General features: G+C 48.2%; 17 protein-coding genes. 10 read left to right on the top strand and 7 right to left on the bottom strand.

The genetic code is table 11. The features are described 5' to 3' along the window. Nucleotides 1-53 precede the first annotated feature (53 nt). Nucleotides 54-4,160, bottom strand: coding sequence for an Rne/Rng family ribonuclease (locus tag C6W44_RS06630; RefSeq protein ID WP_105244736.1), 4,107 nt, complete (start codon nt 4,158-4,160; stop codon nt 54-56). A 513-nt stretch (nt 4,161-4,673) separates the two neighbouring features. Between C6W44_RS06630 and C6W44_RS13400 the strand changes: the two genes are divergently transcribed. From C6W44_RS13400 to C6W44_RS06645, 3 genes are all read left to right on the top strand, one after another. After that, the gene (locus tag C6W44_RS13400) at nt 4,674-4,934 is read left to right on the top strand and encodes a hypothetical protein (protein ID WP_158676704.1); all 261 of its coding nucleotides are present in this window, start codon (nt 4,674-4,676) and stop codon (nt 4,932-4,934) included. Between the two features lie 379 nt (nt 4,935-5,313). Continuing rightward, nucleotides 5,314-6,339, top strand: a complete 1,026-nt coding sequence (locus C6W44_RS06640; RefSeq protein ID WP_105244738.1) for an RluA family pseudouridine synthase — start codon at nt 5,314-5,316, stop codon at nt 6,337-6,339. A gap of 280 nt (nt 6,340-6,619) precedes the next feature. Then, nucleotides 6,620-7,360 carry an HAD family hydrolase gene (locus C6W44_RS06645; protein WP_105244739.1) on the top strand — a complete coding sequence of 247 codons (741 nt, stop codon included), beginning with the start codon at nt 6,620-6,622 and terminating at the stop codon, nt 7,358-7,360. A gap of 331 nt (nt 7,361-7,691) precedes the next feature. Here the strand turns inward: C6W44_RS06645 and yihA are convergent, their stop codons facing one another. Then, on the bottom strand, nt 7,692-8,456 hold the full coding sequence (gene yihA / locus C6W44_RS06650; RefSeq protein ID WP_199774462.1) for a ribosome biogenesis GTP-binding protein YihA/YsxC: 765 nt from the start codon (nt 8,454-8,456) through the stop codon (nt 7,692-7,694). A gap of 386 nt (nt 8,457-8,842) precedes the next feature. Here yihA and C6W44_RS06655 point away from each other — a divergent pair, with 386 nt between their 5' ends. The 5 genes from C6W44_RS06655 to C6W44_RS06675 all read left to right on the top strand — a co-directional run bounded on the left by C6W44_RS06655 (nt 8,843) and on the right by C6W44_RS06675 (nt 13,207). Continuing rightward, a complete protein-coding gene (locus C6W44_RS06655) occupies nt 8,843-9,175 on the top strand; it encodes a c-type cytochrome (RefSeq protein ID WP_105244740.1) in 333 nt (110 codons plus the stop codon). Between the two features lie 317 nt (nt 9,176-9,492). Then, nucleotides 9,493-10,161 carry a c-type cytochrome gene (locus C6W44_RS06660; protein WP_105244741.1) on the top strand — a complete coding sequence of 223 codons (669 nt, stop codon included), beginning with the start codon at nt 9,493-9,495 and terminating at the stop codon, nt 10,159-10,161. 249 nt (nt 10,162-10,410) lie between these two features. Further along, nucleotides 10,411-11,487, top strand: a complete 1,077-nt coding sequence (locus C6W44_RS06665; protein ID WP_105244742.1) for an RNA-guided endonuclease InsQ/TnpB family protein — start codon at nt 10,411-10,413, stop codon at nt 11,485-11,487. A 257-nt stretch (nt 11,488-11,744) separates the two neighbouring features. Next, nucleotides 11,745-12,887: a hypothetical protein gene (locus tag C6W44_RS06670; protein ID WP_105244743.1), complete on the top strand. Its 1,143-nt coding sequence runs from the start codon at nt 11,745-11,747 to the stop codon at nt 12,885-12,887. Further along, nucleotides 12,875-13,207, top strand: coding sequence for an RnfH family protein (locus C6W44_RS06675; RefSeq protein ID WP_227526377.1), 333 nt, complete (start codon nt 12,875-12,877; stop codon nt 13,205-13,207). The genes C6W44_RS06670 and C6W44_RS06675 overlap by 13 nt, the downstream gene beginning before the upstream one ends. A gap of 19 nt (nt 13,208-13,226) precedes the next feature. Here the strand turns inward: C6W44_RS06675 and C6W44_RS06680 are convergent, their stop codons facing one another. Continuing rightward, nucleotides 13,227-13,646: an outer membrane protein assembly factor BamE gene (locus C6W44_RS06680; RefSeq protein WP_105246516.1), complete on the bottom strand. Its 420-nt coding sequence runs from the start codon at nt 13,644-13,646 to the stop codon at nt 13,227-13,229. Nucleotides 13,647-14,008: 362 nt separating this feature from the next. On the opposite strand from C6W44_RS06680, the gene fur reads away from it, so the two are divergent. After that, on the top strand, nt 14,009-14,443 hold the full coding sequence (gene fur, locus C6W44_RS06685) for a ferric iron uptake transcriptional regulator (RefSeq protein WP_105244744.1): 435 nt from the start codon (nt 14,009-14,011) through the stop codon (nt 14,441-14,443). Between the two features lie 156 nt (nt 14,444-14,599). Here the strand turns inward: fur and C6W44_RS06690 are convergent, their stop codons facing one another. Beyond that, nucleotides 14,600-15,721, bottom strand: a complete 1,122-nt coding sequence (locus tag C6W44_RS06690; RefSeq protein ID WP_075101772.1) for a PilT/PilU family type 4a pilus ATPase — start codon at nt 15,719-15,721, stop codon at nt 14,600-14,602. Nucleotides 15,722-15,845: 124 nt separating this feature from the next. Further along, on the bottom strand, nt 15,846-16,901 hold the full coding sequence (locus C6W44_RS06695) for a type IV pilus twitching motility protein PilT (RefSeq protein WP_105244745.1): 1,056 nt from the start codon (nt 16,899-16,901) through the stop codon (nt 15,846-15,848). A 351-nt stretch (nt 16,902-17,252) separates the two neighbouring features. On the opposite strand from C6W44_RS06695, the gene C6W44_RS06700 reads away from it, so the two are divergent. Then, on the top strand, nt 17,253-17,948 hold the full coding sequence (locus tag C6W44_RS06700) for a YggS family pyridoxal phosphate-dependent enzyme (RefSeq protein WP_105244746.1): 696 nt from the start codon (nt 17,253-17,255) through the stop codon (nt 17,946-17,948). A gap of 34 nt (nt 17,949-17,982) precedes the next feature. Here C6W44_RS06700 and C6W44_RS06705 read toward each other — a convergent pair whose 3' ends face one another. Continuing rightward, a complete protein-coding gene (locus C6W44_RS06705; RefSeq protein WP_105244747.1) occupies nt 17,983-19,257 on the bottom strand; it encodes a hemolysin family protein in 1,275 nt (424 codons plus the stop codon). Between the two features lie 209 nt (nt 19,258-19,466). Further along, complete coding sequence (locus tag C6W44_RS06710) at nt 19,467-21,158, bottom strand: NAD+ synthase (protein ID WP_227526378.1); 1,692 nt, start codon at nt 21,156-21,158, stop codon at nt 19,467-19,469. Between the last annotated feature and the right edge of the window lie 64 nt (nt 21,159-21,222).

Genomic DNA, 21,222 nt, shown 5'->3' on the forward strand with positions numbered 1-21,222 from the left:
TACTTGTACTGTTTTTAATAATACAAGCGGTCTAATAGTACAAGCGACGGTGATTAACTGTCTGCTTGCTTATCGGCATCCTCAGCGTCTGTCTTTTCAGCTTGTGTCGGCTTTTTGTGCTCAGTCTTTGGCTTACGACTGCGCGCCTTAGGAACCTTTGGCGTGGTCAAGTTAAACATGCCAGTCTGTGGCAATAACTGCTCGGCCACATTCTCAATCATGTTTTTATAACTGGCGATCGTGGTTTTGGACTTGGCCGCTTGGCTGTCTTCCTTTTCTGCGCCTTTGTCTGCGTCTTTAGACGGCGCCTCTGACTCAGATGTATCGCTTTGCTGGGCGACTTCGCTGTCAGACTCAGCCGTCTTTGTGCGAGTATCGGCATTGTCAACATGGTCAGCTGATGGACTAGTAGCAGGCACCACGTTTTTATCGGCTTTTAGCAGCTGCTCACTTTCAGTGCTGATATCGTCTGCCTGTGTTTGATTGGCTAGAGCAGTCGCATCGACATCATCAGCGTCCACCTCGTCTGCCTGATAATCAGGATGTTGACCACGGGGGTCATTGCTAGCGCGTTTGCCGATCGCTCGCGGCGCGACTGCTGTTTTGCCTTGGTTGGTAGCAAATTGACTAACGGCCTGAGTCATCGCCTCAAAGCGCGCCAGATAGTCTGCCGCCAATGGCTGGTAGCCATAATTGCTAAAGTCAAAGCCTCGAGCTTGAACGTCAGCAACTGGTTGCTGTGCTTGCGCGCTGTCAGCAGATTTTGCTTGCTCTGAGTGCGCTTCGATAGCCGCGATAAAGCAGCGGATCACACCGTCATTTTTTAGACGGCTTTCGGCATCGGTGAGTGCTTGACGCACAAAGTCACCAACGCTACCGCGCCCCGTTGGTACAGGTGTTGCCGATTCTACCGCTGGCTGCTCAGTGGACTGGGACTGTGCCTGCTGACGACGCACGACACGTGGGTCGTTACTGGCCTGTCCAAACTTCTGAGCGGTGACGTAACGGTTGGCAAATAAGGCATCATGCGTGAGCAAGGGCGCTGCGCGTTCAACGTCCGCATCGGCTTTATCTGCAGTAGGGCTGCTTTCGGCACTTATGCTCTGTGTGCCTTTGGCAGTGGCGTGCGTCTGTGTTGCAGCGTTGCTATTTGCATTGCCGGTATCACGGTCACCTGTGTTTGCCGCGGTGTCTTGCGACTTGGTGGCAGTAGCGCGATCAGCCGGGGCTGAAGCTGAAGCTGAGCGCGTAGCAGGGCTCTTCGCAGCTGATGACTCGTCGGCGGTCGGCTGTTTAGTAGTTGCCTGCTCGTTAGCGGTTACCGCTTTGCTATGCGCCGCTTTATCACCGCTGGTATCTGCCTGTGCCGTAGTGCCGTTTTTACCAGATTTCTCGACGCTTTGGCTATTTGCTGACTGCTTATCGGCAGGCGCTTTTTGCGCATTACCTTTGGCCGTAGTTGCTTGACCAGCGTCTTTTTTGCTCGCAGTATCGTTTGCTGTACTGTCATTTGCTGCATGGGGCTTGTCAGCAGGTGAGCGTTTGGCAGAGGCCGGCTTGCTATCATCTAAGGATAGGTGCACCACTTCTGGCGATTTTAGCACCGCTGGGGCTTCGTTGACCTGCAGTATGACTTCGTTTGGGTCTTGGTTGCGGCGCGTGTTCGCGGCTTGTTTGCTGGTGTGTGCTTCGCCGTTTTTGCCAGAGGACTGCTTGACGCTATCAGAGGTAAGCGTCTCACCGCGTTCTAGCTTGCCGCGTGAGCCGCGTTGGCTGTGCGATTTGCGTTTATTGAGCGGCTGCTCGTCTGCTGCCTTACGCTCACCAGTATCGCGGCCGTTGTCTTGGCGGTTGTTGCGACTGCGATCACTGCTACGTCTATTGTCTTGCTGACGTTTATTTGGCTGCTCGTTTGCGCTTTCAGCGGCATCTGAGCTGCTTTGGGTCTCAGCGCTTACTTTTTGGTTACTCTCGCTATTTTGCTCTTTGCGTTGACGCGGCTTAGCAGAGCGAGACTTACGTGATTTGCGTCTTCTTCTGTCGTCATTGCTCTCTTCGTTTTTATTGTCTGAGCTGCGACGCGCTTGCTGGCGGTTGGCGCTGTCTGATTTGCCATCGATCTGCTGCTCAGGGGTTTGCGAGTTTTGCTCGGTGCCCGCGGTACGGCTTTCGACACTAAGCGCGCTGTTATCGATTTGACCAAAAGCGCCTAAGCTTTGTGCGCCAGTGTTGACCAAGGCTTCGATTGCTTCGGCAGCATCACGGCTGCTCACGGTAGGCGTGGTCGATGCTTGCGGTGCCTGAGCAAACAGGTTGGATAGCCAAGCAACGGCTTGCGGCTGAGCGGCGGTCACACTCGCTGATGGCGTGGCTGCTGGTTGGGGCTTATCCGCTTGCGGCGCGCACGTCACGGTGTTGGTGCTGTTGTTTTGACGACGATCGTTTTGATGACGGTCTTTTTGATTGCGTTCGCTTTGTTGTGCGCTGTTGTTTTGCGCTTGTGCAGGAGCGTTTAACGGTGCTTGGGCGCGGCTTTTGTTTTTCTGTGCCGCGCTTTTGTCGCTGCTTTGGCGCGGCTGACGCGTTGGCTGCTGCTCAGGGCGTTCGTTGTCCGCCGTTTGCCAATCGACGTCGTAGCCAAGATCGCTATACTCTTGCTGCTGGGTGTCAGTGATACGCTCGTAGCTGGATGGGGCAAAGCCATCGCGATTGAAGTGCAATTTGAAGTTCGGCGATTCTAAATGCGCGTGCGGCAAGATAGTAATACGCGTACCGCTGTCTTGCTCCAGATAAACCAAGCTGTCACGTTTTTCATTTAACAAAAACGCCGCGATATCGGTCGGTACTTCGGCCTGTACTTCACCTTGACGCTCTTTTAGGGCAATCTGCTCGATTTGGCGCATGATTGATAATGACAATGAGCGCAAATCACGAATCATACCGTTGCCATGACAGCGCGGACAGATATAGCCGGTTGATTCTTCAAGTGAGGGACGCAAGCGCTGACGGCTCATCTCCATCAAGCCAAATTTAGAGATATCACCGAACTGCACGCGGGCGCGGTCGTATTTGGTCGCATCAATCAGACGTTTTTCGACTTCTTTTTGATGCTTGTTGTCATTCATGTCAATAAAGTCAATGACAATCAAGCCGCCCATATCACGTAGGCGTAGCTGACGGGCAATCTCGTCAGCGGCTTCTAAATTGGTGTGATAGGCGGTTTCGGCGACATCTGAGCCTTTGGTTGACTTGGCGGAGTTGATATCGATAGAGACCAGCGCTTCGGTTTGATCAATGACGATAGAGCCACCTGAGGGCAAGCGCACTTCGCGCTGATAGGCTGTCTCGATTTGCTTTTCGATATTAAAGCGCGAAAACATCGGCTCATAATCGGTGTATTTGCGCAGTTTTTCGGCTTGTTTTGGCATGACAGCATCGATGAAGCTGGCCGCCTCAACGTACGCGTTTTCGTTATCGATCCAAATCTCAGCGATATCGTCGCGCAGATAGTCACGCACGGCACGGGTGACAACGCCAGCTTCTTGATGCACTAAGCGCGGTGATGGGTATTTTTTATTCTGTTCTTGGATGGCTTGCCAGATGTTGAGCAAGTGATTGAGATCGTGCTGCAAGTCTTCTTGGGTTTTACCGATACCAGCGGTGCGGATGATGACACTCATGCCTTTTGGCAAGTCAAGATTGCCTAGCATGCGCTTCATGTCTTCACGCAGTTTGCCTGATATTTGGCGTGAGATACCGCCGCCACGAGGGTTGTTGGGCATCAATACCAAATAACGGCCAGCGAGTGATACATAGGTCGATAGGGCGGCGCCTTTGTTACCGCGCTCTTCTTTTTCGACCTGAACGATTAGCTCGTCGCCTTCTTTGATGAGCTTTTTGATGTTTTCATCACGTGGGTTGCCGCTTAGATACTCAGCAGAGATTTCACGAATCGGTAAAAAGCCTTGACGCTGTGAGCCGTATTCGACAAACACCGCTTCAAGCGATGGCTCGACACGGGTCACGTGGCCTTTATAAATATTGGATTTTTTTTGTTCGCGGGTGCGGTTTTCTAGATCAAAATCGTATAGATGGTTGCCTTTACAAAGGGCGACGCGAATCTCTTCGTTTTGAGTGGCGTTGATCAAAATGCGTTTCATATTTTATCCTATGAGTACGCATAACGACGACTAAGCTTGGACTTTAGGAGGTGCCGGCAAGTGCTGCAAATGGCGACATCGGCGGCAGATATGGTGACCGGAGAACATAAGCAATCAGCCTCAAGGGCTGCTTTACTGTGATCTAAAGAGGCCAGCAGTGTCAGACAAGCTATATCAAATAAACTATGTCAAACCATGCAAACGCAGATTGTTCTAAACATCTATGCATCAGCGTCTTAGGTAAGTTTTTGGTCAGTGGTTTTTAGGGTCATTATGACCGCGCACTTTGTCAGAGTGGGCAAGCCTTAGCGACGGCTCTAAAAATACTGCTCCTAAAAAAGGCGCTGTGTTGTTGCTATGCATCCTCAAAGTCTAGCAATAATCGCTATCATCAATACTATTATAAAAAATAGCGCGATGCAGCATCTGTTAGATCAGGTAAAACAATGGGTCTTGCTTTATTTTTCGTTCTTTTGCGATTACGTCAATCATATCTTGGGCGTTTTGTTAGCTATGGTCGCATCAGTCATCGGCGGGGCGTACTTGGCAAACAGAGTAAATGACCGGCTTATCGGCACGGTTTATGTCTATGTCTTTATTGTCATCTGTTTGACCACCGATACTAAGGCGGCTATCGATATCTGTCTCGATGCTAAGGTAAAACGTCCCATACTTGCTCGGCTGCCTCACATAAAAGACATTGATAATGTGTTATCAAAAACAGTCGTGATTATGCGGGTAGTAAATCAGTGTTATGGGGTAAATGGTCAATAAATAGGCGTTTTGCCAGCATTATTCACGCAATGGTATTTTTTATCACTATCAGTTCTATCATACAAATAGCCATGCGGTAAAAAAAAACTTGCTTTTATCAAAAAAGAAGCATTCATGCCGCGTTTACAATTTATGGGGCGGTCTGAGAAGCGACGTCTATAAAAACAGCTTTACTCAGTTTCTGCACCCTAAAATCAGATGAGACGGCCCATCTTGGCAGAGGCATCGCTAACCGCGCTTGGGCAATCACTCATAAAACCGTGATTGGCAAAATAGCGTTAGGCAATCTTTTGCAATAATGATTATTGCGCAGCTTCTGCTTAATTGGCGCTCAACATGCTAAACTATAGCAAATCTTTGTGTAAATACCTAACGAAAAATGACAAACTCAAAAACGACCGATGATGCGCCGATCCACGAAGCGCCTGCTATTTTCAATAGCAAAACACGCCCGCAAAGCGCTGACGATGAAATCAGCAACTTTGCCAGAGTCAATTATCTAGAGGTAACGCGCCATCAGCATGACCAGCGTTTGGATAATTTTTTGCTCAATCGCCTAAAGGGTCTGCCAAAATCGCACATCTACAAGATGATTCGCTCGGATGAAGTACGTGTCAATAATAAACGCTGTAAAGCGCATGATAGAGTCCAGCGTGAAGACGTCGTGCGTATCGCGCCCATTCAGCTGGCGACGCGCGAAAAGCCCATCATCAGCACCGAGTTTGCCAATAGCTTGCTGGCACGAGTGGTGTATGAAGATGAGGGTATGTTGGTGCTAAACAAGCCTTCGGGCATTGCGGTGCATGGTGGTAGCGGGTTGGATTTTGGTGTCATCGAGGCCATGCGTGAAGTCACTGGCAAAAAATATCTGGAGCTGGTACACCGTATCGACAAGGATACCTCAGGCTTGCTGATGATCTCTAAAAAACGCTCAACGCTAAAAGCCTTGCAGCAGCATCTGGTGGATAAAACCATCCAAAAGCACTATCTGTGTATCGCCAAAGGCCAGCCTGTGATGGGTGAGCAACGTATCGATGCGCCATTGTTACGCTATACGCTTGCTAATGGTGAGCGCCGTGTCAAGGTAGATAGCCAAGACCCGCAAGCCAAAGACAGCCAGACGGACATTATCATTCATGAGCGTTTTATGCTAGCCGATCAGCCTGTGAGCTTGATTGAAGCCAAGCCGCTCACTGGGCGCACCCATCAGATTCGTGTACACTTAGCGCATATCGGTCACGCCATCTTGGGCGATGATAAATATAACGTGCACGACAAATCAGGCGTCCATCGTCTGTGCTTGCATGCGTGGCGCTTAGATATTCCAGGTTATGAGACGATTACTGCACCGTTGCCAGATGATATGGCCGACTGGCTGCCAGAGCAGAGCACACTGCCTGATTAGTATTGTCCCATTAGTGTTGTCCCACTTTCGCGTATGATGACAGTGTGTCTATCTTACTTGTAAATGTTCAACACGCGCTAAGGACGGACGATAAAGTCGAATACGTGCGCTAAACGTCACGCTCGCTTATTTTTGATAAGTCGCCGTGACGTTTTTGTATTGACACTTACCATTTATCGTCGTTATTCATAGTCTTTATTCATAAAAGCCATCAAGTCACACACGTCAGCTTATCAAGTATTAAAGGTCGTCAAGTCTTAACAGTTATCAAGGTTTATTTATGAGTCCACAATCTGCTGCCAGTATTGCTATTGCCGAAGCCAGCTCTCACGTATCCAACCCGTACAATCTGGCCGATAAGACGCTGATTATTTTTGATTGGGACGGCACCTTGATGGATTCGGTGGGTTTAATCGTGGAGGCCATGCATGTGGCAGGGGAGGCGCACGGGTTTCAAACGACAGATAAGGCTGTGCAAGATATCATCGGTCTTAGCCTGATGAATGGCATTGATATTTTATATCCGCAGGCCAGCGATTTACAAAAGCAGGGCATTCAGCAAAGCTATGCTGAATACTATATCGCCAATAGCCACCGCACGCCGCTGTTTGCTCCGATAGAAAGCATGCTACAAACGCTACAGCGTCAAGGCAAACAGCTGGCCGTGGCCACAGGCAAAAAACGAAAAGGTCTAGATCGGGTGCTTGCAGCCTCGAGCAGTCATCAGTATTTTGTGACGACCCGCTGTGCTGATGAAGCAGGCTCAAAACCTGATCCGCAGATGCTTATTGATATATTACAGGCTACTCAGCAGGGTATCGCCGACGCTGTTTTTGTCGGTGATAGCGTCTATGATATCGAGATGGCGACGCAGCTGGGTATGAGTAGTATTGCGGTCAATTATGGTACAGCATCAGCGGCAGAGCTTGCCGCGCAGCAGCCTACCTATCAGGTTGAGACGCCGCAAGCATTAATGGCGCTATTATGTGGCGAGGGCGTGTCTTCAAGTCACTCGCTATAGTCAGTTGAAAATAAAACTGGTATATAAATTTAAACACGCTACTGGTATAAATTTTACTTGCGTGCTGCGTTCCCAGAGGCTGCGCAACCTACATTTAAAAACAGCATCCCAGTAGCGCTATGCGCTTTTTAGAGTGCATCGACTATAATTATCTAAATGGGCTAAAAGTGCTAAAAGTGGCCAAATTTTGCCAACCATCGTCAAATAGCTGGTTTATATCCCGATATTAACGGCGCTATTTTCCTTGTTTGACCGCCATTTATCTTATTTTTATCACTATTTTTGAAATAAAGACATGCCCTAGGACGCCACTCTCTCCGCGTGGCGCAGCTTATTTAGCACCGTCTTTTGCATCACTCTCTTCTACAGATGTCGTCGTCTCGCCATCTTGAGTGTCGGCAGACTCACTGAGGCCGGTTTCAATGATTTTATCGCCATCGAGCTGATATTCATACCATTTGCCCATCACGCCAGCCAGCTCCTCTAGCCCTTCTTTGCGCAAGGCAGAAAACAGCTGAATGCTACAGTTTAACCCCAGTTTTTTTAGTCTTTTACGGGTGTTGAGCAGGGCGTTTTTGGCGGCGCCGTATTTCAGCTTGTCCGCTTTGGTAAGCAAAATGTGTACGGGCAAATCTCCATCTTTGGCCCAATGCAGCATTTGCTCATCAAAAAACTTAAGCGGATGACGGATATCTGTCATCAACACTAGCCCTGCAAGGCTTGAGCGCGATACCAAATATTCTTCTAGCTCAACCTGCCATTCTTTTTTCATCTCTAAAGGGACAGCGGCATAGCCATAACCTGGTAAGTCGACCAGTCGTCTGTCGCTATCACCGACGCTAAAAAAGTTGATCATTTGCGTACGACCAGGGGTTTTGGACGAGCGTGCCAGTTGGCGCTGGTTGGTCAGCGCATTGATGGCAGAGGATTTGCCCGCGTTTGAACGGCCTGCAAAGGCGACCTCTAAGCCCATATCGGCAGGACAAAGGCGAAAAGTCGGCGCTGACATCATAAAGGCGGTTTGTTGAATTTTTTGACGAGACTTGGTGTTAAATAAGGCTTGGTCGGTGGCGACATCGGTAAACGGGGTGCTCATAAGTGACTCATTAATCTTAAAAAATTGGGTACAGTGGTAAGGCGTTGCGTCGTTTAGACCAGCGAGAGGCGACAGTAGGACATAAGCGTCACATAACGTTTATAGCAGTCGGCATGGCAGACGACTTGATAATTGCTTATTCTATACTATTCGTCCGCTTACTTATTGAAATAACGGCAATTAATATCATATAAATATCACAGTCACTCATATATCGCAGGCTATCATGGTAGTAACACCAGTCATCATTAGGTTACCAAAGCCAAACTATATTTATCTGTATTTGTATGACATACATTGTTACAATATTTGCTAAGAGATAGTTAGCGACACACGTTTAATCAAAAAATAGACTAAACGAATGTCATATCCAAAGGAGGTGTTCAATGTTTTCAATCACCACACTTTTTGACCGTGCTCAGCGTGTACTCATAAGCGGCGCGGCGGCACTCATCTTAAGCAGCACGATGATAACGGGCGCTGCTGCTGATATCGCAGCGACCTATAATAACTCATGTGCAGCCTGTCACGATAGTGGCGCACTCAATGCCATAAAAAAAGGCGACAGCGCCAAATGGCAGCAGCTCATCAAACAAAAGAGCATGCCGACCTTGATAAACTCAGTAAAAAGTGGCATGACGCAGATGCCAGCGGGCGGACTCTGTGACAGCTGTAGTGATGATGATTACCGTCAGCTGATCGAGTATATGAGCAAATAATCAGTAGAAAATCAATAAGTCATGCCATCTAAAGCGCTGGGTTTTATTGCCCGAAAGCGCTTTTATTTTTTTGCAAGCAGCATAACAAGCCGATTAGAAAAACTGGTGGATGTGACGATTAAGTAGGCAAATGCTACAAAGTCTTGCTATAATAATCGAAAATAAACCCTGATGTTAGTAAGTACTTTCAGATTGCTTGTGGCCAAGACCTTAAATTATATACTTGTCTCGCTGATTATAGGGCGGTCGGTATCAGGTATCTTATCAGTACAATCACTCTAAATAATGCTTACACCGAGTTAGTAGGATTTGTATCAATGAAAAAGTTAATCGCTGCTGCCAGCTTATGCGTTGCAAGTTTCAGCGTACAAGCTGCTATTATTGTTCCTGAGCATGATGTCGACGCAGGCAAGAAAATTGCAGAGACCGTCTGCGCTGCTTGCCACGGTGTTAATGGTGTTAGCGTTGTCCCTGCGCAGCCTAACTTGGGTGGCCAAAACGTAAAATACCTCTATAAGCAGTTGGTCGATTTTAAGACAGGCTATCGTAAGAATGGCATCATGCAGTCGCAAGTCGCCAACTTATCTCAGCAAGACCTAGCCAACGTGGCAGGTTATTATGCCAGTCAAGCTCCTTGGGGTGTCGGTTTTGGTAATCCTGCGACCAACCAAGAAGCCACCAAACTCTATTTGGGTGGTGATAAGTCGCGCGGCGTGATCGGCTGTGCAGGCTGTCATGGTCCAGATGCCGCTGGTAACGAGTGGGCCGCATTTCCGCGCTTAGGCGGCCAGCATGCCGAGTATATCTCAACTCAGCTAAAACTGTTCCGCGCCGCAGGCCGCGCTGATGATATCGATAGCGATGAGCAAAAACGTATCAACGACGCTGCCAAAGAAGGCGAGATGGGTATGATGCAGACGGTAGCATCGAAGCTATCAGATCGTGATATTCGTATCCTATCAGACTATATCAGTGCCGTTCACTAATTTGTAGCAATCACGGCACAGGCCACAGAGCGCGGTTGTCCGTTGATGTGATAATGAGTGCCTGATAGTCAGTCGTTATTATGTGATAATGAGGCATTGTTTATTGATTAAACCCCGATTTCGGGGTTTTTTTATCATCTAACGCCGTAAAACCACATCCTTCTAGGGCGTAGATATCAGGCGTCAGCCATTGTCGCCCAGTATGGCGAACCCCTTGATACCCAAACCCATTGAGATCATAATTATTCCATGAAAACGCTCAAGCTACGCATCAAAGACAAACATGCCACTCAGCTCAATATCTTGGCTGGGTCGGTTAATTTTGTCTGGAATTACGTCAATGAGCTAAGTTTTAAACATCTTAAGTGTACAGGAAAATTCTTTTCAGCCTATGATTTGGCCGCTTATACCAAAGGGGCGGGTGAATACCTAAATCTGCATAGTCAAACCTTGCAAGCAGTGACCGAAACCCATGCCAAGGCTCGTAAACAGTTTAACAAAGCCAAACTCAACTGGCGCACCAACAACCCAAAGGCCAAGAGAAGAAGCTTGGGCTGGATTCCCTTTAAAAAGACCGCGATTAAGCATATCAGTACGCGCCAAAGCGGTAAAAAGTCTTTAAAAAGCACCCTACAATTTAGCCTCGCTAACCGCCAAAAGCTGACCATTGATGTGTGGGATAGCTACAATTTAGCCCTGTACAGCATCAATACTTGTGAGTTGGTGCAAGACGCACGGGGCCACTGGTATGCTTGTATCACCGTTAAAGAGTTTCCAAAGATTAAGTGTGGTACTGGCCAAGTCGGTATTGATCTAGGCTGCAAAGATTCAGCAGTCAGTAGTGATGGTGATCAGCTACAAATCAAAGTCACCCATCAATACGCTGAAAAACTGGCCATTGCCCAACGTGCTAAAAACAAAAAACGGGTCCGTGCCATTCACGCCAAGATCAAAAATACCCGCCGAGACTTAATCCATAAATTCACATCAAAGCTTGTTAAGGCCAACAGTCTAATCGTTGTTGGTAAGATTAAATCAACATCATTCACTTCATCCAAACTGGCCAAATCCGTCTATGACGCTGGTTGGTTTGAAATTAAACGGCAACTGGACTACAAATGCGCGAACGCAGGTTGCCACTATATCGAAGTCAATGAAGCGTACAGCACCCAAGCCTGCTCATGTTGCGGCTCCCGCCAAGACAGTCCGAAAGGTAGATCAGGTCTTGGTATAAGAGTATGGTTTTGTCGTTCTTGTAAAACGACCCATAACAGAGATGTTAATGGAGCAAAAAACATTCTCGCGGTCGGGCTTGGCCGTCTTTAGTAGGAATTCCCTCACTTTAGGGAGGGGAGGAAGTCAAAAGGTCATGATGTTGTATCGTGATAAATTACTGTTCTTCACTTAAGCGCGTGTCGTCAATGAGCCTGTTGCGATCGATTGTAGGCTTACTATCATGAAAGTTTGCCTGTTTAAAGCTTCGTTGTTTTAAGGTTTGTTGTTGCGAGCTCAGTGTTTTGCACCTTAGCTATATAGTCAATGACATAAACGATGACACGCCCTAGCTCATTTGGATTTAGATTATGATGATCCGTTATGCTTCTTACTTCGTTGCTGCCTTGCTGCCGTTACTGTTGTTTCGCTGGTTTGCCCCTGCTTCAGTCGGTGAGATAGATTTTTGGCTATTGTGGCTGCTGGCGATGGTATTGGTATCGCTACCTGTGGTGTATGCAGAGATAGCACTGGCGTATCGGAGCGTCGATGCGCCACTGGCTGGTATGCAAAAGCTGACCCGCGAGGCGGATGCCAGTCCGATATGGCGCAGTTTTGGTTGGCTTGCGGCGCTGGTGTCGATTGTCATCGCTGCGCTGGTCATCTCGGGCGCTAGTACAGGTATCTTGGCGGCTTTGACGGCGCTTGATAGTGCGCCTGCGCTACCGAGCTTTGCAATGGCGGCAGGTCTGATGGTCATCGCTGTATTGCTGAGCCTAGTGGGTGTCGCGCCGTTACCGATTGGTCTGGGGCTGATGGTTGCCGGGCTACTTCTGGGTGCGGTCAATGGGCTGCCAAATATTGACTTTGCCATGACAGAGGTGAGCTTAGGCGAGTGGGCGCGTGCGGTTGCTTTGGCGCTAGTCAGTGTGGGGACGGGTACGGGGCTGTATTGGTTCGGTCAAAGCTTGACCAGCAAGCAGTCAGTGACCGCCGTCGGTGTGGACAATCACAACGCCCAAAAACCTGCTCGTAGCCGTCTGGCCGCTGAGCCACGTGCGACCAAGCTGGTGCTACCGATTTGGATACTGCAACTGCTAGTCGGGATGATGGCTTTGTTTGTCAGTGGCATGGCATTGCCGCCTATCGCTCAGCTATTGTATTGGGTAGGGGTGCTATTCGTTGCCAGTTATTTGCTGCACTATAGTACCCAGCAGCTGGCGCATAAGTTTGGGCTGGTGGTGAGCTTGGTGATCACTTTGGTGGTGGCATTGGCGCTGGTCGTTGTGATTCCTGCCACTTGGTTGGTCGGTATCTTGGTCATTATCAGTAGTATCGCGGTGCTGCTCCTATCGATATTTGCTGGCTGGCAAATGAAAATCAGTCATTTGCGCAAGTCGCTTAATTTCGGTAGTGAAGGGTTTTATAACTTGTGGCGCGTGGCGATAAGGTTGGTGGTACCACTGGCTCTGATATTGGCATTACTGGGTTGGGTGCTACAGTGGCTGAGCTAAATAACGATGCTATCACCGTATATCTGGCCTATGCCGAGGATGCCACACATCAGCACTACAAGTCACTACAGGTGCGCCCTGATACCACGCTGTATGAAGCGCTATCGCAAGCAGGGTGGCTGACGCAGTTTGCCGCTTTGGCCGCGTGGTGCGAGGAGATGGCGGAGGTGGCAACCCCAATGGCAAAGCGCTGGCATGTGGGTGTCTATGCAAAAAAACAGCCGCTTAGCTATCGCTTGCAGCCTTTTGATCGTATCGAAGTCTATCGTAGTTTGAGCGCTGATCCGATGTCTCAGCGCAAAAACAAATCACGAAGCTAGCGGCTTGTCAGCCCTCACGTTACGACGCAGGCAAGCTCTCTATACCCTCGATGCGGCTGACCAAACCATTATCATCAAAGTAGACAATCAGGTGCTGGCTGGCATTTTTGACATCAGCAATGCCTTGGCGTTGGCCTTCAGTGCCCGCTTGATAGTCGTAGATATAGTCCCAGCGCTTTGGCTCTAGGGTATCTTTAATCGCAGGACTGCCGAGGATGTATAGCACTTGGTTTTGGTTCATACCCACTTGCAGCTTTTGTGCTTGGGCTTGGGTGATGGCAGTGCCTTGTGGTAAATCAATCTTATAAACACTCAGTAAAGAGCAGCCGGACATCGCGACGGTAGCGCTGAGCATACTGGTTAGAATAATGTTACGTAATGTGCGTGCAGGGCTGAACGGAGGAAAAGTTAATGTCTTTATCATGGTAAGATGACTCATAAGAAATGGGTTAGGTGCGGCCACCATCAATGCTAAGGTGTCTGGCCGACTATCTTGAACAAATGATACGTCATTTACTTGCAATTGCCTACCACTTACGACATTATTTACCAAACGCTACCAAGGTGATTTGGTTATTTGTTTTTTAAATTCATAGGCTTGCATTGATATTTTCGGCGAAATGATAGACCATATAGGCGTTAAAGATAAGCAAGGGTCATACGCGAGATATCAATGAATTGCAAAAGGCATGTTTGGCATGTCTTAGATAAAACACGCTTTATAAAATAATTTATTAGGTTATCTACCTCCTATTTTTTGGTTCTTTATTTGCTAAGACTGTCACAGTCACAAGGGATATTATGGCTTCTTTTACCAATCAAGATTTACGCAAAGCAGGGTTGAAGGTCACCTTACCACGTATCAAAATTTTAGAACTGCTAGAAAATGCAGAGCTGCATCATATGAGTGCCGAAGAAGTGTACAAGGCGCTGATCGATCAAGGCGAAGATGTGGGACTGGCCACGGTGTATCGAGTATTGACCCAGTTTGAACAAGCGGGCATCGTCGAGCGTCATAACTTTGAAAACAATCTATCGGTGTTTGAGATCACCCAAGAAGAGCATCATGACCACTTGGTCTGTGACAACTGCGGCAAAATTATCGAGTTTCATAATGAAGCTATCGAAGAGGAGCAGCTCAAAGTTGCAGAGTCGCATGGTTTTAAATTATCGGGTCACTCACTGGTGCTATACGGTATTTGTGATGATCAAGAATGTAAGGACAGCGTCAAATAACAGCGGTTAAGTTATCAAAGTCTGATAAGGCTTTATCACTTTTAACCGTTTTATTGATTGTTTAATGTTTAAACACTCAAATACTATCACGCAGCAAAAAGCCCTCACGATTTTTTTACGAGGGCTTTTTTTATGGGCTTGATTGAAGCGCTAAGCTTATGTGATATCTAGCGACAAACCATCTGCGCCTTCGTCTAAAAGGTGGGCGCTGTTTTTGCTACTGAGCTTGATTTTTAGGCGCAAATCGTTTGGTGAGTCAGCATGCAAGATCGCTTCTTTATAGGTAATCTCGCCGTTCTCATATAAATCAAACAGTGCCTGATCAAAGGTCTGCATGCCGCTCTCTCGTGAGCGCTTCATCACATCTTTAATCTCATGAATCTCGCCTTTACGGATATAGTCGCTGATGAGCTGCGAGTTTAATAAAATCTCAATCGCTGCGCGTCGCCCTTTGCCATCCGGTGTTGGGATGAGCTGCTGGGCGATGATCGCTTGCAGGTTGAGCGACAAATCCATAAACAGCTGGTTGTGACGGCTGGTCTCAAAAAAATGAATGATACGATCAATGGCTTGGTTGGCGTTGTTGGCGTGCAGCGTGGCAAATACCAAATGTCCCGTCTCAGCATACTGAATCGCGTAGCTCATGACCTCGCGGTTACGAATCTCACCAATCAAGATGACATCAGGGGCTTGGCGCAGGGTGTTTTTTAAACCTGCTTCAAAAGAGTGGGTATCGATACCGACCTCGCGCTGGGTGATGATACAGCCGCGATGCTTGTGGACAAACTCGATCGGGTCCTCGATGGTAATGATATGGCCTTGTGAGTTTTGGTTGCGATGGCCGATCATGGCAGCAAGCGTCGTCGATTTACCCGTACCTGTCGCACCGACCAGTAGGATGATGCCGCGCTTTTTCATCGCCAGCTCTTTGAGAACAGGTGGCAGGCGCAGCTCTTCGACGGTTGGGATTTTGTTTTCGATTTTACGCAAAATCATCCCAGCCATGTCGCGCTGTACAAACGCGCTGACCCGAAACCGTGCCTGCTTGGCTTCATCAGTGATGGCAAACTGACACTCGTTGGTCTCTTCAAACTCTTGCTGCTGACTGGCCGTCATGACGCTTTGGACCAGTTTTAGGGTTTGAGCAGGAGTCAGTGGGGTCTTACCCACAGGCAATATCTTGCCATTCACCTTCATCGAAGGCGCCACTTCAGCAGTAATAAAAAGGTCAGAGCCGTTTTTATTGATCATTAACTGCAATAGTTTATCAATGTCCATGTTGTACCCGCTTTCGATGTCAATTGCCTAAAAAAATATCTAAAATTATGTGATCCGTGATGCTCGCAGTGATGCTGATACTGCAGAGCACTGCGTCAATGCTGTCTTAATGGCAAATCACCGCCTATAAAAAAGTCTCAGGCTGCTTGGCATAAGGGCGCGCCACGTCTTTGCTGATGGTGCCTTTGGCCACAAGGTTTTTTAAAGCCTGGTCAAGGGTGATCATACCGTCGCCTGCGCCTGTTTGAATCGCCGAATACATCTGGGCGATTTTGTTTTCGCGAATGAGGTTACGGATGGCCGGTGTACCTAGCATGATCTCGTAGGCGGCGATACGGCCACCTGCTTGACGGCGCAGCAAGGTCTGTGAGATGACTGCCTGTAGCGACTCTGAGAGCATGGCGCGAATCATGTCTTTTTCGGCGGCAGGGAACACATCAATCACACGGTCAATGGTTTTGGCCGCTGAGCTGGTGTGCAGGGTGCCAAAGACTAAGTGGCCGGTCTCAGCTGCCGTTAGTGCCAAGCGAATGGTCTCAAGGTCACGTAGCTCACCCACCAAGATAACGTCGGGATCCTCACGCAGTGCCGAGCGTAGGGCTGGCTCAAACCCCAAGGTGTCGCGGTGTACTTCGCGCTGGTTGATAAGGCTTTTTTTCGATTCGTGGACAAATTCGACCGGGTCTTCGATGGTCAAAATATGCTCTTTGCGGCTCTCATTGATATAATCAATCATGGCTGCCAGCGTCGTGGATTTACCAGAGCCGGTCGGGCCAGTCACCAGCACCAAGCCGCGTTTGAAGTCTGACACGCGTTTGAACACATCGCCCATGCCCAAATCTTCCATCGTTAGGACCTTAGAGGGAATGGTACGAAACACAGCACCTGCGCCGCGGTTTTGATTAAAGGCGTTTACCCGAAAGCGGGCAAGATTGGGAATCTCAAAAGAAAAGTCCGTCTCAAAAAACTCCTCAAAATCGGCGCGCTGCTTGTCATTCATGATGTCATAAATCAGTTGATGCACCGTTTGATGCGTCATCGCTGGCATATTGATGCGCGTCATCTCGCCATCGACACGAATCATCGCGGGCATACCGGCTGAAATATGTAAATCAGATGCTTTATGTTTAACCGTAAAACGCAACAAGTCTTCGATGCTTAAGGTGTTTTTTTCAGCCATAATCGGATAGTCCTATCAGTCAAAAAAGGTCAAACAAAAGATAGTAAAGGCCAATGATGGCGTGATGCTAATATCTGGCGCAGCAGGACGCAGCCTTGGGTAAAGCGATCTGCCAACCTACCTTGTCTTTACCATGACGCTTATATTCAGTAGCATATGTTAGACCATGTAACAATATCATAACAAGACTGCCGGCATTTAACCATCTACTGCCCAAAGAAAATGTAAAATTTGTCTAGCACTGTAGGTCGCAGATGGGGAGCGAGACAGTTAATGTTAGACGCAATTGCTAGACCCAACCGCAACGGGCGAAGCTTATAAACAAACCTATATAACAACAGCGAAAATACTATGGATAAGCAATACTTAATCGACAATTGGCAACGCGTTCATGCACAGGTGGTCGCAGCTTGTGAGCAAGCGGACTCTCAAGCCGAGCAGGTAACACTACTGGCCGTCTCCAAAACCAAACCTGCACAGATGATCGCGACTCTGGCGCAGCAAGGTCAGCGCCACTTTGGCGAAAACTACTTACAAGAGGCGCTCGAAAAAATCAATGAGCTACAAAGTCAACCTGACGCTGAGCATATCGTTTGGCATTACATCGGCAGTATCCAGCGCAACAAAACCCGTGATATCGCTGAGCATTTTGATTGGGTACAAACGGTCGAGCGCAGCATTATCGCCAAGCGCTTAAATGATCAGCGGCCAGAGGATTTACCGCCATTGAATGTATTGGTGCAGGTCAATATTGATGATGAAGACAGTAAGTCAGGCTGTCTGCCAGCCGAGTTGCCTGAGCTGATAAGTGCCATGAAGCGCTATGAGCGTCTGATACTGCGCGGACTGATGATTATCCCTGCCAAGACAGATACCAATGCCTTTGCCCGTACCCAGCAGTTGTTTGAAGACATCAAAGATAAGCATCCAGACTTGGCGCATTGGGATACGCTGAGCATGGGCATGAGTGGGGACATGGCGGACGCCATCGCTCATGGCTCGACGATGGTGCGCGTGGGTACCGCCATATTTGGGTCGCGAGAGTAGATGCCATCCTATCTTTTCTCTAACTATTCTCCAGTTACCCTGTCTCATCAAGTCTGGTAACCAGCATTTGGGTGATTTTGAGGTTGTTGGTGGCGATGATCTCAAAACGATAGTTGGCATATTCGATAGAGTCGGTCTTTTTTGGGATTTTGCGCAGCATATACATCATAAAGCCGCTGATGGTTTCATAGTTTTGATTGCGCGGCAGATTGACGATATCGAGCGCGCGCACCACATCTTCGATAGGCGTCATACCATCGATCAGCCATGAGTTGTCAGTGCGCTGAACGATAGGCTGCTCCTCTAATGTCACAAGCTCGCCCATGACGATGCTCATGACATCCCTTAAGGTAATGACGCCCACCACCAAGCCATATTCATTGACGATGACAGCAAAGTCAGCACCTGTGGATTTAAACATCTCCAGCACTTCAAACAATGACAAAGTATCTGGCACAAACAGCGCTGGTTTTATCAGGGACTTGTCCGTGAGGCTGACTTCTTGCTTATTGAGTACCAACGCCAAAAAACTACGAGATTCGACATAGCCGATGATATGCTCTAAATCATCGTCATGACAGACCAAAAACTTATTGTGCGGCTGTTCAATCATCGTCTCGACGATTTGTTCGGTACTCATTTTTGTATCGAAGTACACGATATGCTCGCGAGGGTTCATCACTGAGGTGACGGTACGCTCCTGCATCTCAAAGATGTTTTCTATCAAATGATGCTCTTGTTTTTTGAGCACGCCTGCCTCGGCACCAGCATCCATCACCGCATAGATGTCTTCTGGCGTGATGTCATCTTGACGACTGGTGGAGATACCAAAAAACTTAAACAACATATTGGCCGCGCCGTCAAACACCCAAATAACAGGCTTAAAGATAAACGTCAGCGCCATCATTGGCCGCACCAAACGCACGGCAAAAGCCTCGGCATTGGACATCGCCAAGCGTCTGGGCATCAAGTCCGCGAGCAAAGAAAACAGGCTGGTGATGAGGACAAAGGAGATGACTGACGAGACGGCTTCGTTTTTGACCACCAATTGAAAATAAGGGCTGATAGCAGACTCACCGATAGCACCTGCGGAGATGGCAACGGCGTTCAACACCACCTGCACCACAGTGATAAAGCCACCAGGATTGTCTTGCATATGTAGCACATCAAGGGCGCGTACCTCTCCTTCTTTTGCTATGATTTGTAGCTTGATCTTGCGAGCAGCAGCAATGGCAATCTCAGCGCCAGAGACAAAGGCACTCAAGGCAAGTAATAAAAGCAAAAACACACTAGCGGTTAGCAAACTCATGACATACTCGGTAAAAGATAAGATTCATTAAAAATAATGCAGGATTAGCATAAAAAGAAAAACAGCATGGGTATAGAATCCTCATGTATAAAAACCAAAAAAGCTGGGCAAGCACCCAGCTAATCATAAGGCAGTAAAATAGTATGAAGCGCTGCTCTTGCATCTAAGTTGGTAAAGACTTAGATGCTAAAGGCGCAAGCGCTGAGCGTTTAGCCTTTGATTGACCACTTATTGACCAGTGGATAGCGGCGCTCACGGCCAAAGGCTTTGTGGCTGATCTTAGTACCGATTGGCGCTTGTAGACGCTTGTACTCGCTGTTATCCACCATCTTGATGACCTTGGCCACCATAGCTGCCTCAAACCCTTTATCGACGATTTCTTGATAGCCCATGTCTTCATCGATATACGACATCAAGATGCTGTCCAATACATCATAATCAGGCAGGCTGTCTTGGTCTTTTTGGTCAGGACGCAGCTCAGCGGACGGCGGCCGTGTGATGACGCGCTCTGGAATCACAGGTGTGTCCTCTAGGCGGTTACGGTAGCTTGCCAGCTTATATACTTGTGATTTATAAACGTCTTTTAGTACATCAAAACCGCCTGCCATGTCGCCATATAATGTTGAGTAACCAACTGCCAGCTCTGACTTGTTGCCAGTGGTGATGACCAGATGACCAAACTTATTGGACAGTGCCATCAGCACCACACCGCGCGCGCGCGCTTGGATGTTTTCTTCGGTGGTATCAGCAGGCGATTTGTTAAACAGTGGCGCTAGCGTATGACGGATACCTTCCACCGCATCAAAGATTGGACAGACAGTATAAGAAACGTTTAAGCGGCGCGCTTGTGCTTGCGCGTCCTCTAAGCTGATCTGTGAGGTATATTCGTACGGCATCATCACTGCATAGACTTTATCTGCGCCCAGCGCGTCGACCGCGATACAAAGCGTCAAGGCAGAATCGATACCGCCTGACAGGCCGACGATGACACCTGAAAATCCAGAAAGATTGACATAATCACGTAGCCCCACTACCAATGCTTGATACATCTCCGACTCGCGGCTCAAGCTTAGTGGCGCTTTGGTTTGGCTGTCGAACTTGGCTGTTTTGACATCTAAAGTGGCCAGCAGTAATTGGCTCATAAAACGCGGCGCTTCGTGGGCGACGCTGCCATCTGCTTGTATCGCCATCGAGCCGCCATCAAACACCAAGTCATCTTGCCCGCCCACGGCATTGATATAGATAATAGGTAAGTCGTTTTCGCGGCTGCGTTTGGCCAGCATGGTCTTGCGGTTTTCTTGTTTTTCAATCTCAAACGGTGAGGCGTTTAGGCTGACGATCATATCAGCGCCTTGTTTTTTTAGCTCAGCGACTGGGCCTTTTTCCCACAAGTCTTCACAGATCAGCAGACCGATGGTGATGCCTTTATAGTCAAACAGTACTTGATTGCGGCCTTTATCAAAGTAGCGGCGCTCATCAAACACGCCATAGTTTGGCAAAATTTGCTTATGATAAAAGCCTTTTTGATGGCCATTATGTAAGATGGCCGCTGAGTTGAAAGTACCGTGATGATCGACGTGCGGATAGCCGACGATCATAACGATGTCGTCGATATCGCTTAGGGTAGATAGTGCGCTTTTGACGCGGCCTGACAAGCTTGGGCGCAGCAATAGGTCTTGTGGTGGGTAACCCAATAAGGCCAGCTCTGGAAAGACGATAACGTCGGCGCCTTGCTCACGTGCTTGCAGCGCTAAGGTGCGCATTTTTTCGGCGTTGGCAGTGATATCACCGACCAAAAAGTGTGACTGCGCCAGTGCAAAAGTAACGGTCTCTGGCGGCTTGCTAGTATAACTGGCCTCGCTCGAGGGGTTTAGATTGGGATTATCAGTGTCTTTTGACATTGTTATTTTTCCTATCGATATAGTATTTAAAATGTGGTCAGGCAGTGTGGGTCTAAAAATCCAA

It is taken from the genome of Psychrobacter sp. Marseille-P5312, assembly GCF_900291405.1.
GTDB classification, from domain to species: Bacteria; Pseudomonadota; Gammaproteobacteria; order Pseudomonadales; family Moraxellaceae; genus Psychrobacter; species Psychrobacter celer.

Coding starts and splice junctions, on each gene's coding strand:
- C6W44_RS06630 (WP_105244736.1), bottom strand. CDS start 4,160: ATGAAACGCATTTTGATCAACGCCACTCAAAACGAAGAGATTCGCGTC.
- C6W44_RS13400 (WP_158676704.1), top strand. CDS start 4,674: ATGGTCGCATCAGTCATCGGCGGGGCGTACTTGGCAAACAGAGTAAAT.
- C6W44_RS06640 (WP_105244738.1), top strand. CDS start 5,314: ATGACAAACTCAAAAACGACCGATGATGCGCCGATCCACGAAGCGCCT.
- C6W44_RS06645 (WP_105244739.1), top strand. CDS start 6,620: ATGAGTCCACAATCTGCTGCCAGTATTGCTATTGCCGAAGCCAGCTCT.
- yihA (WP_199774462.1), bottom strand. CDS start 8,456: ATGAGCACCCCGTTTACCGATGTCGCCACCGACCAAGCCTTATTTAAC.
- C6W44_RS06655 (WP_105244740.1), top strand. CDS start 8,843: ATGTTTTCAATCACCACACTTTTTGACCGTGCTCAGCGTGTACTCATA.
- C6W44_RS06660 (WP_105244741.1), top strand. CDS start 9,493: ATGAAAAAGTTAATCGCTGCTGCCAGCTTATGCGTTGCAAGTTTCAGC.
- C6W44_RS06665 (WP_105244742.1), top strand. CDS start 10,411: ATGAAAACGCTCAAGCTACGCATCAAAGACAAACATGCCACTCAGCTC.
- C6W44_RS06670 (WP_105244743.1), top strand. CDS start 11,745: ATGATGATCCGTTATGCTTCTTACTTCGTTGCTGCCTTGCTGCCGTTA.
- C6W44_RS06680 (WP_105246516.1), bottom strand. CDS start 13,646: ATGAGTCATCTTACCATGATAAAGACATTAACTTTTCCTCCGTTCAGC.
- fur (WP_105244744.1), top strand. CDS start 14,009: ATGGCTTCTTTTACCAATCAAGATTTACGCAAAGCAGGGTTGAAGGTC.
- C6W44_RS06690 (WP_075101772.1), bottom strand. CDS start 15,721: ATGGACATTGATAAACTATTGCAGTTAATGATCAATAAAAACGGCTCT.
- C6W44_RS06695 (WP_105244745.1), bottom strand. CDS start 16,901: ATGGCTGAAAAAAACACCTTAAGCATCGAAGACTTGTTGCGTTTTACG.
- C6W44_RS06700 (WP_105244746.1), top strand. CDS start 17,253: ATGGATAAGCAATACTTAATCGACAATTGGCAACGCGTTCATGCACAG.
- C6W44_RS06705 (WP_105244747.1), bottom strand. CDS start 19,257: ATGAGTTTGCTAACCGCTAGTGTGTTTTTGCTTTTATTACTTGCCTTG.
- C6W44_RS06710 (WP_227526378.1), bottom strand. CDS start 21,158: ATGTCAAAAGACACTGATAATCCCAATCTAAACCCCTCGAGCGAGGCC.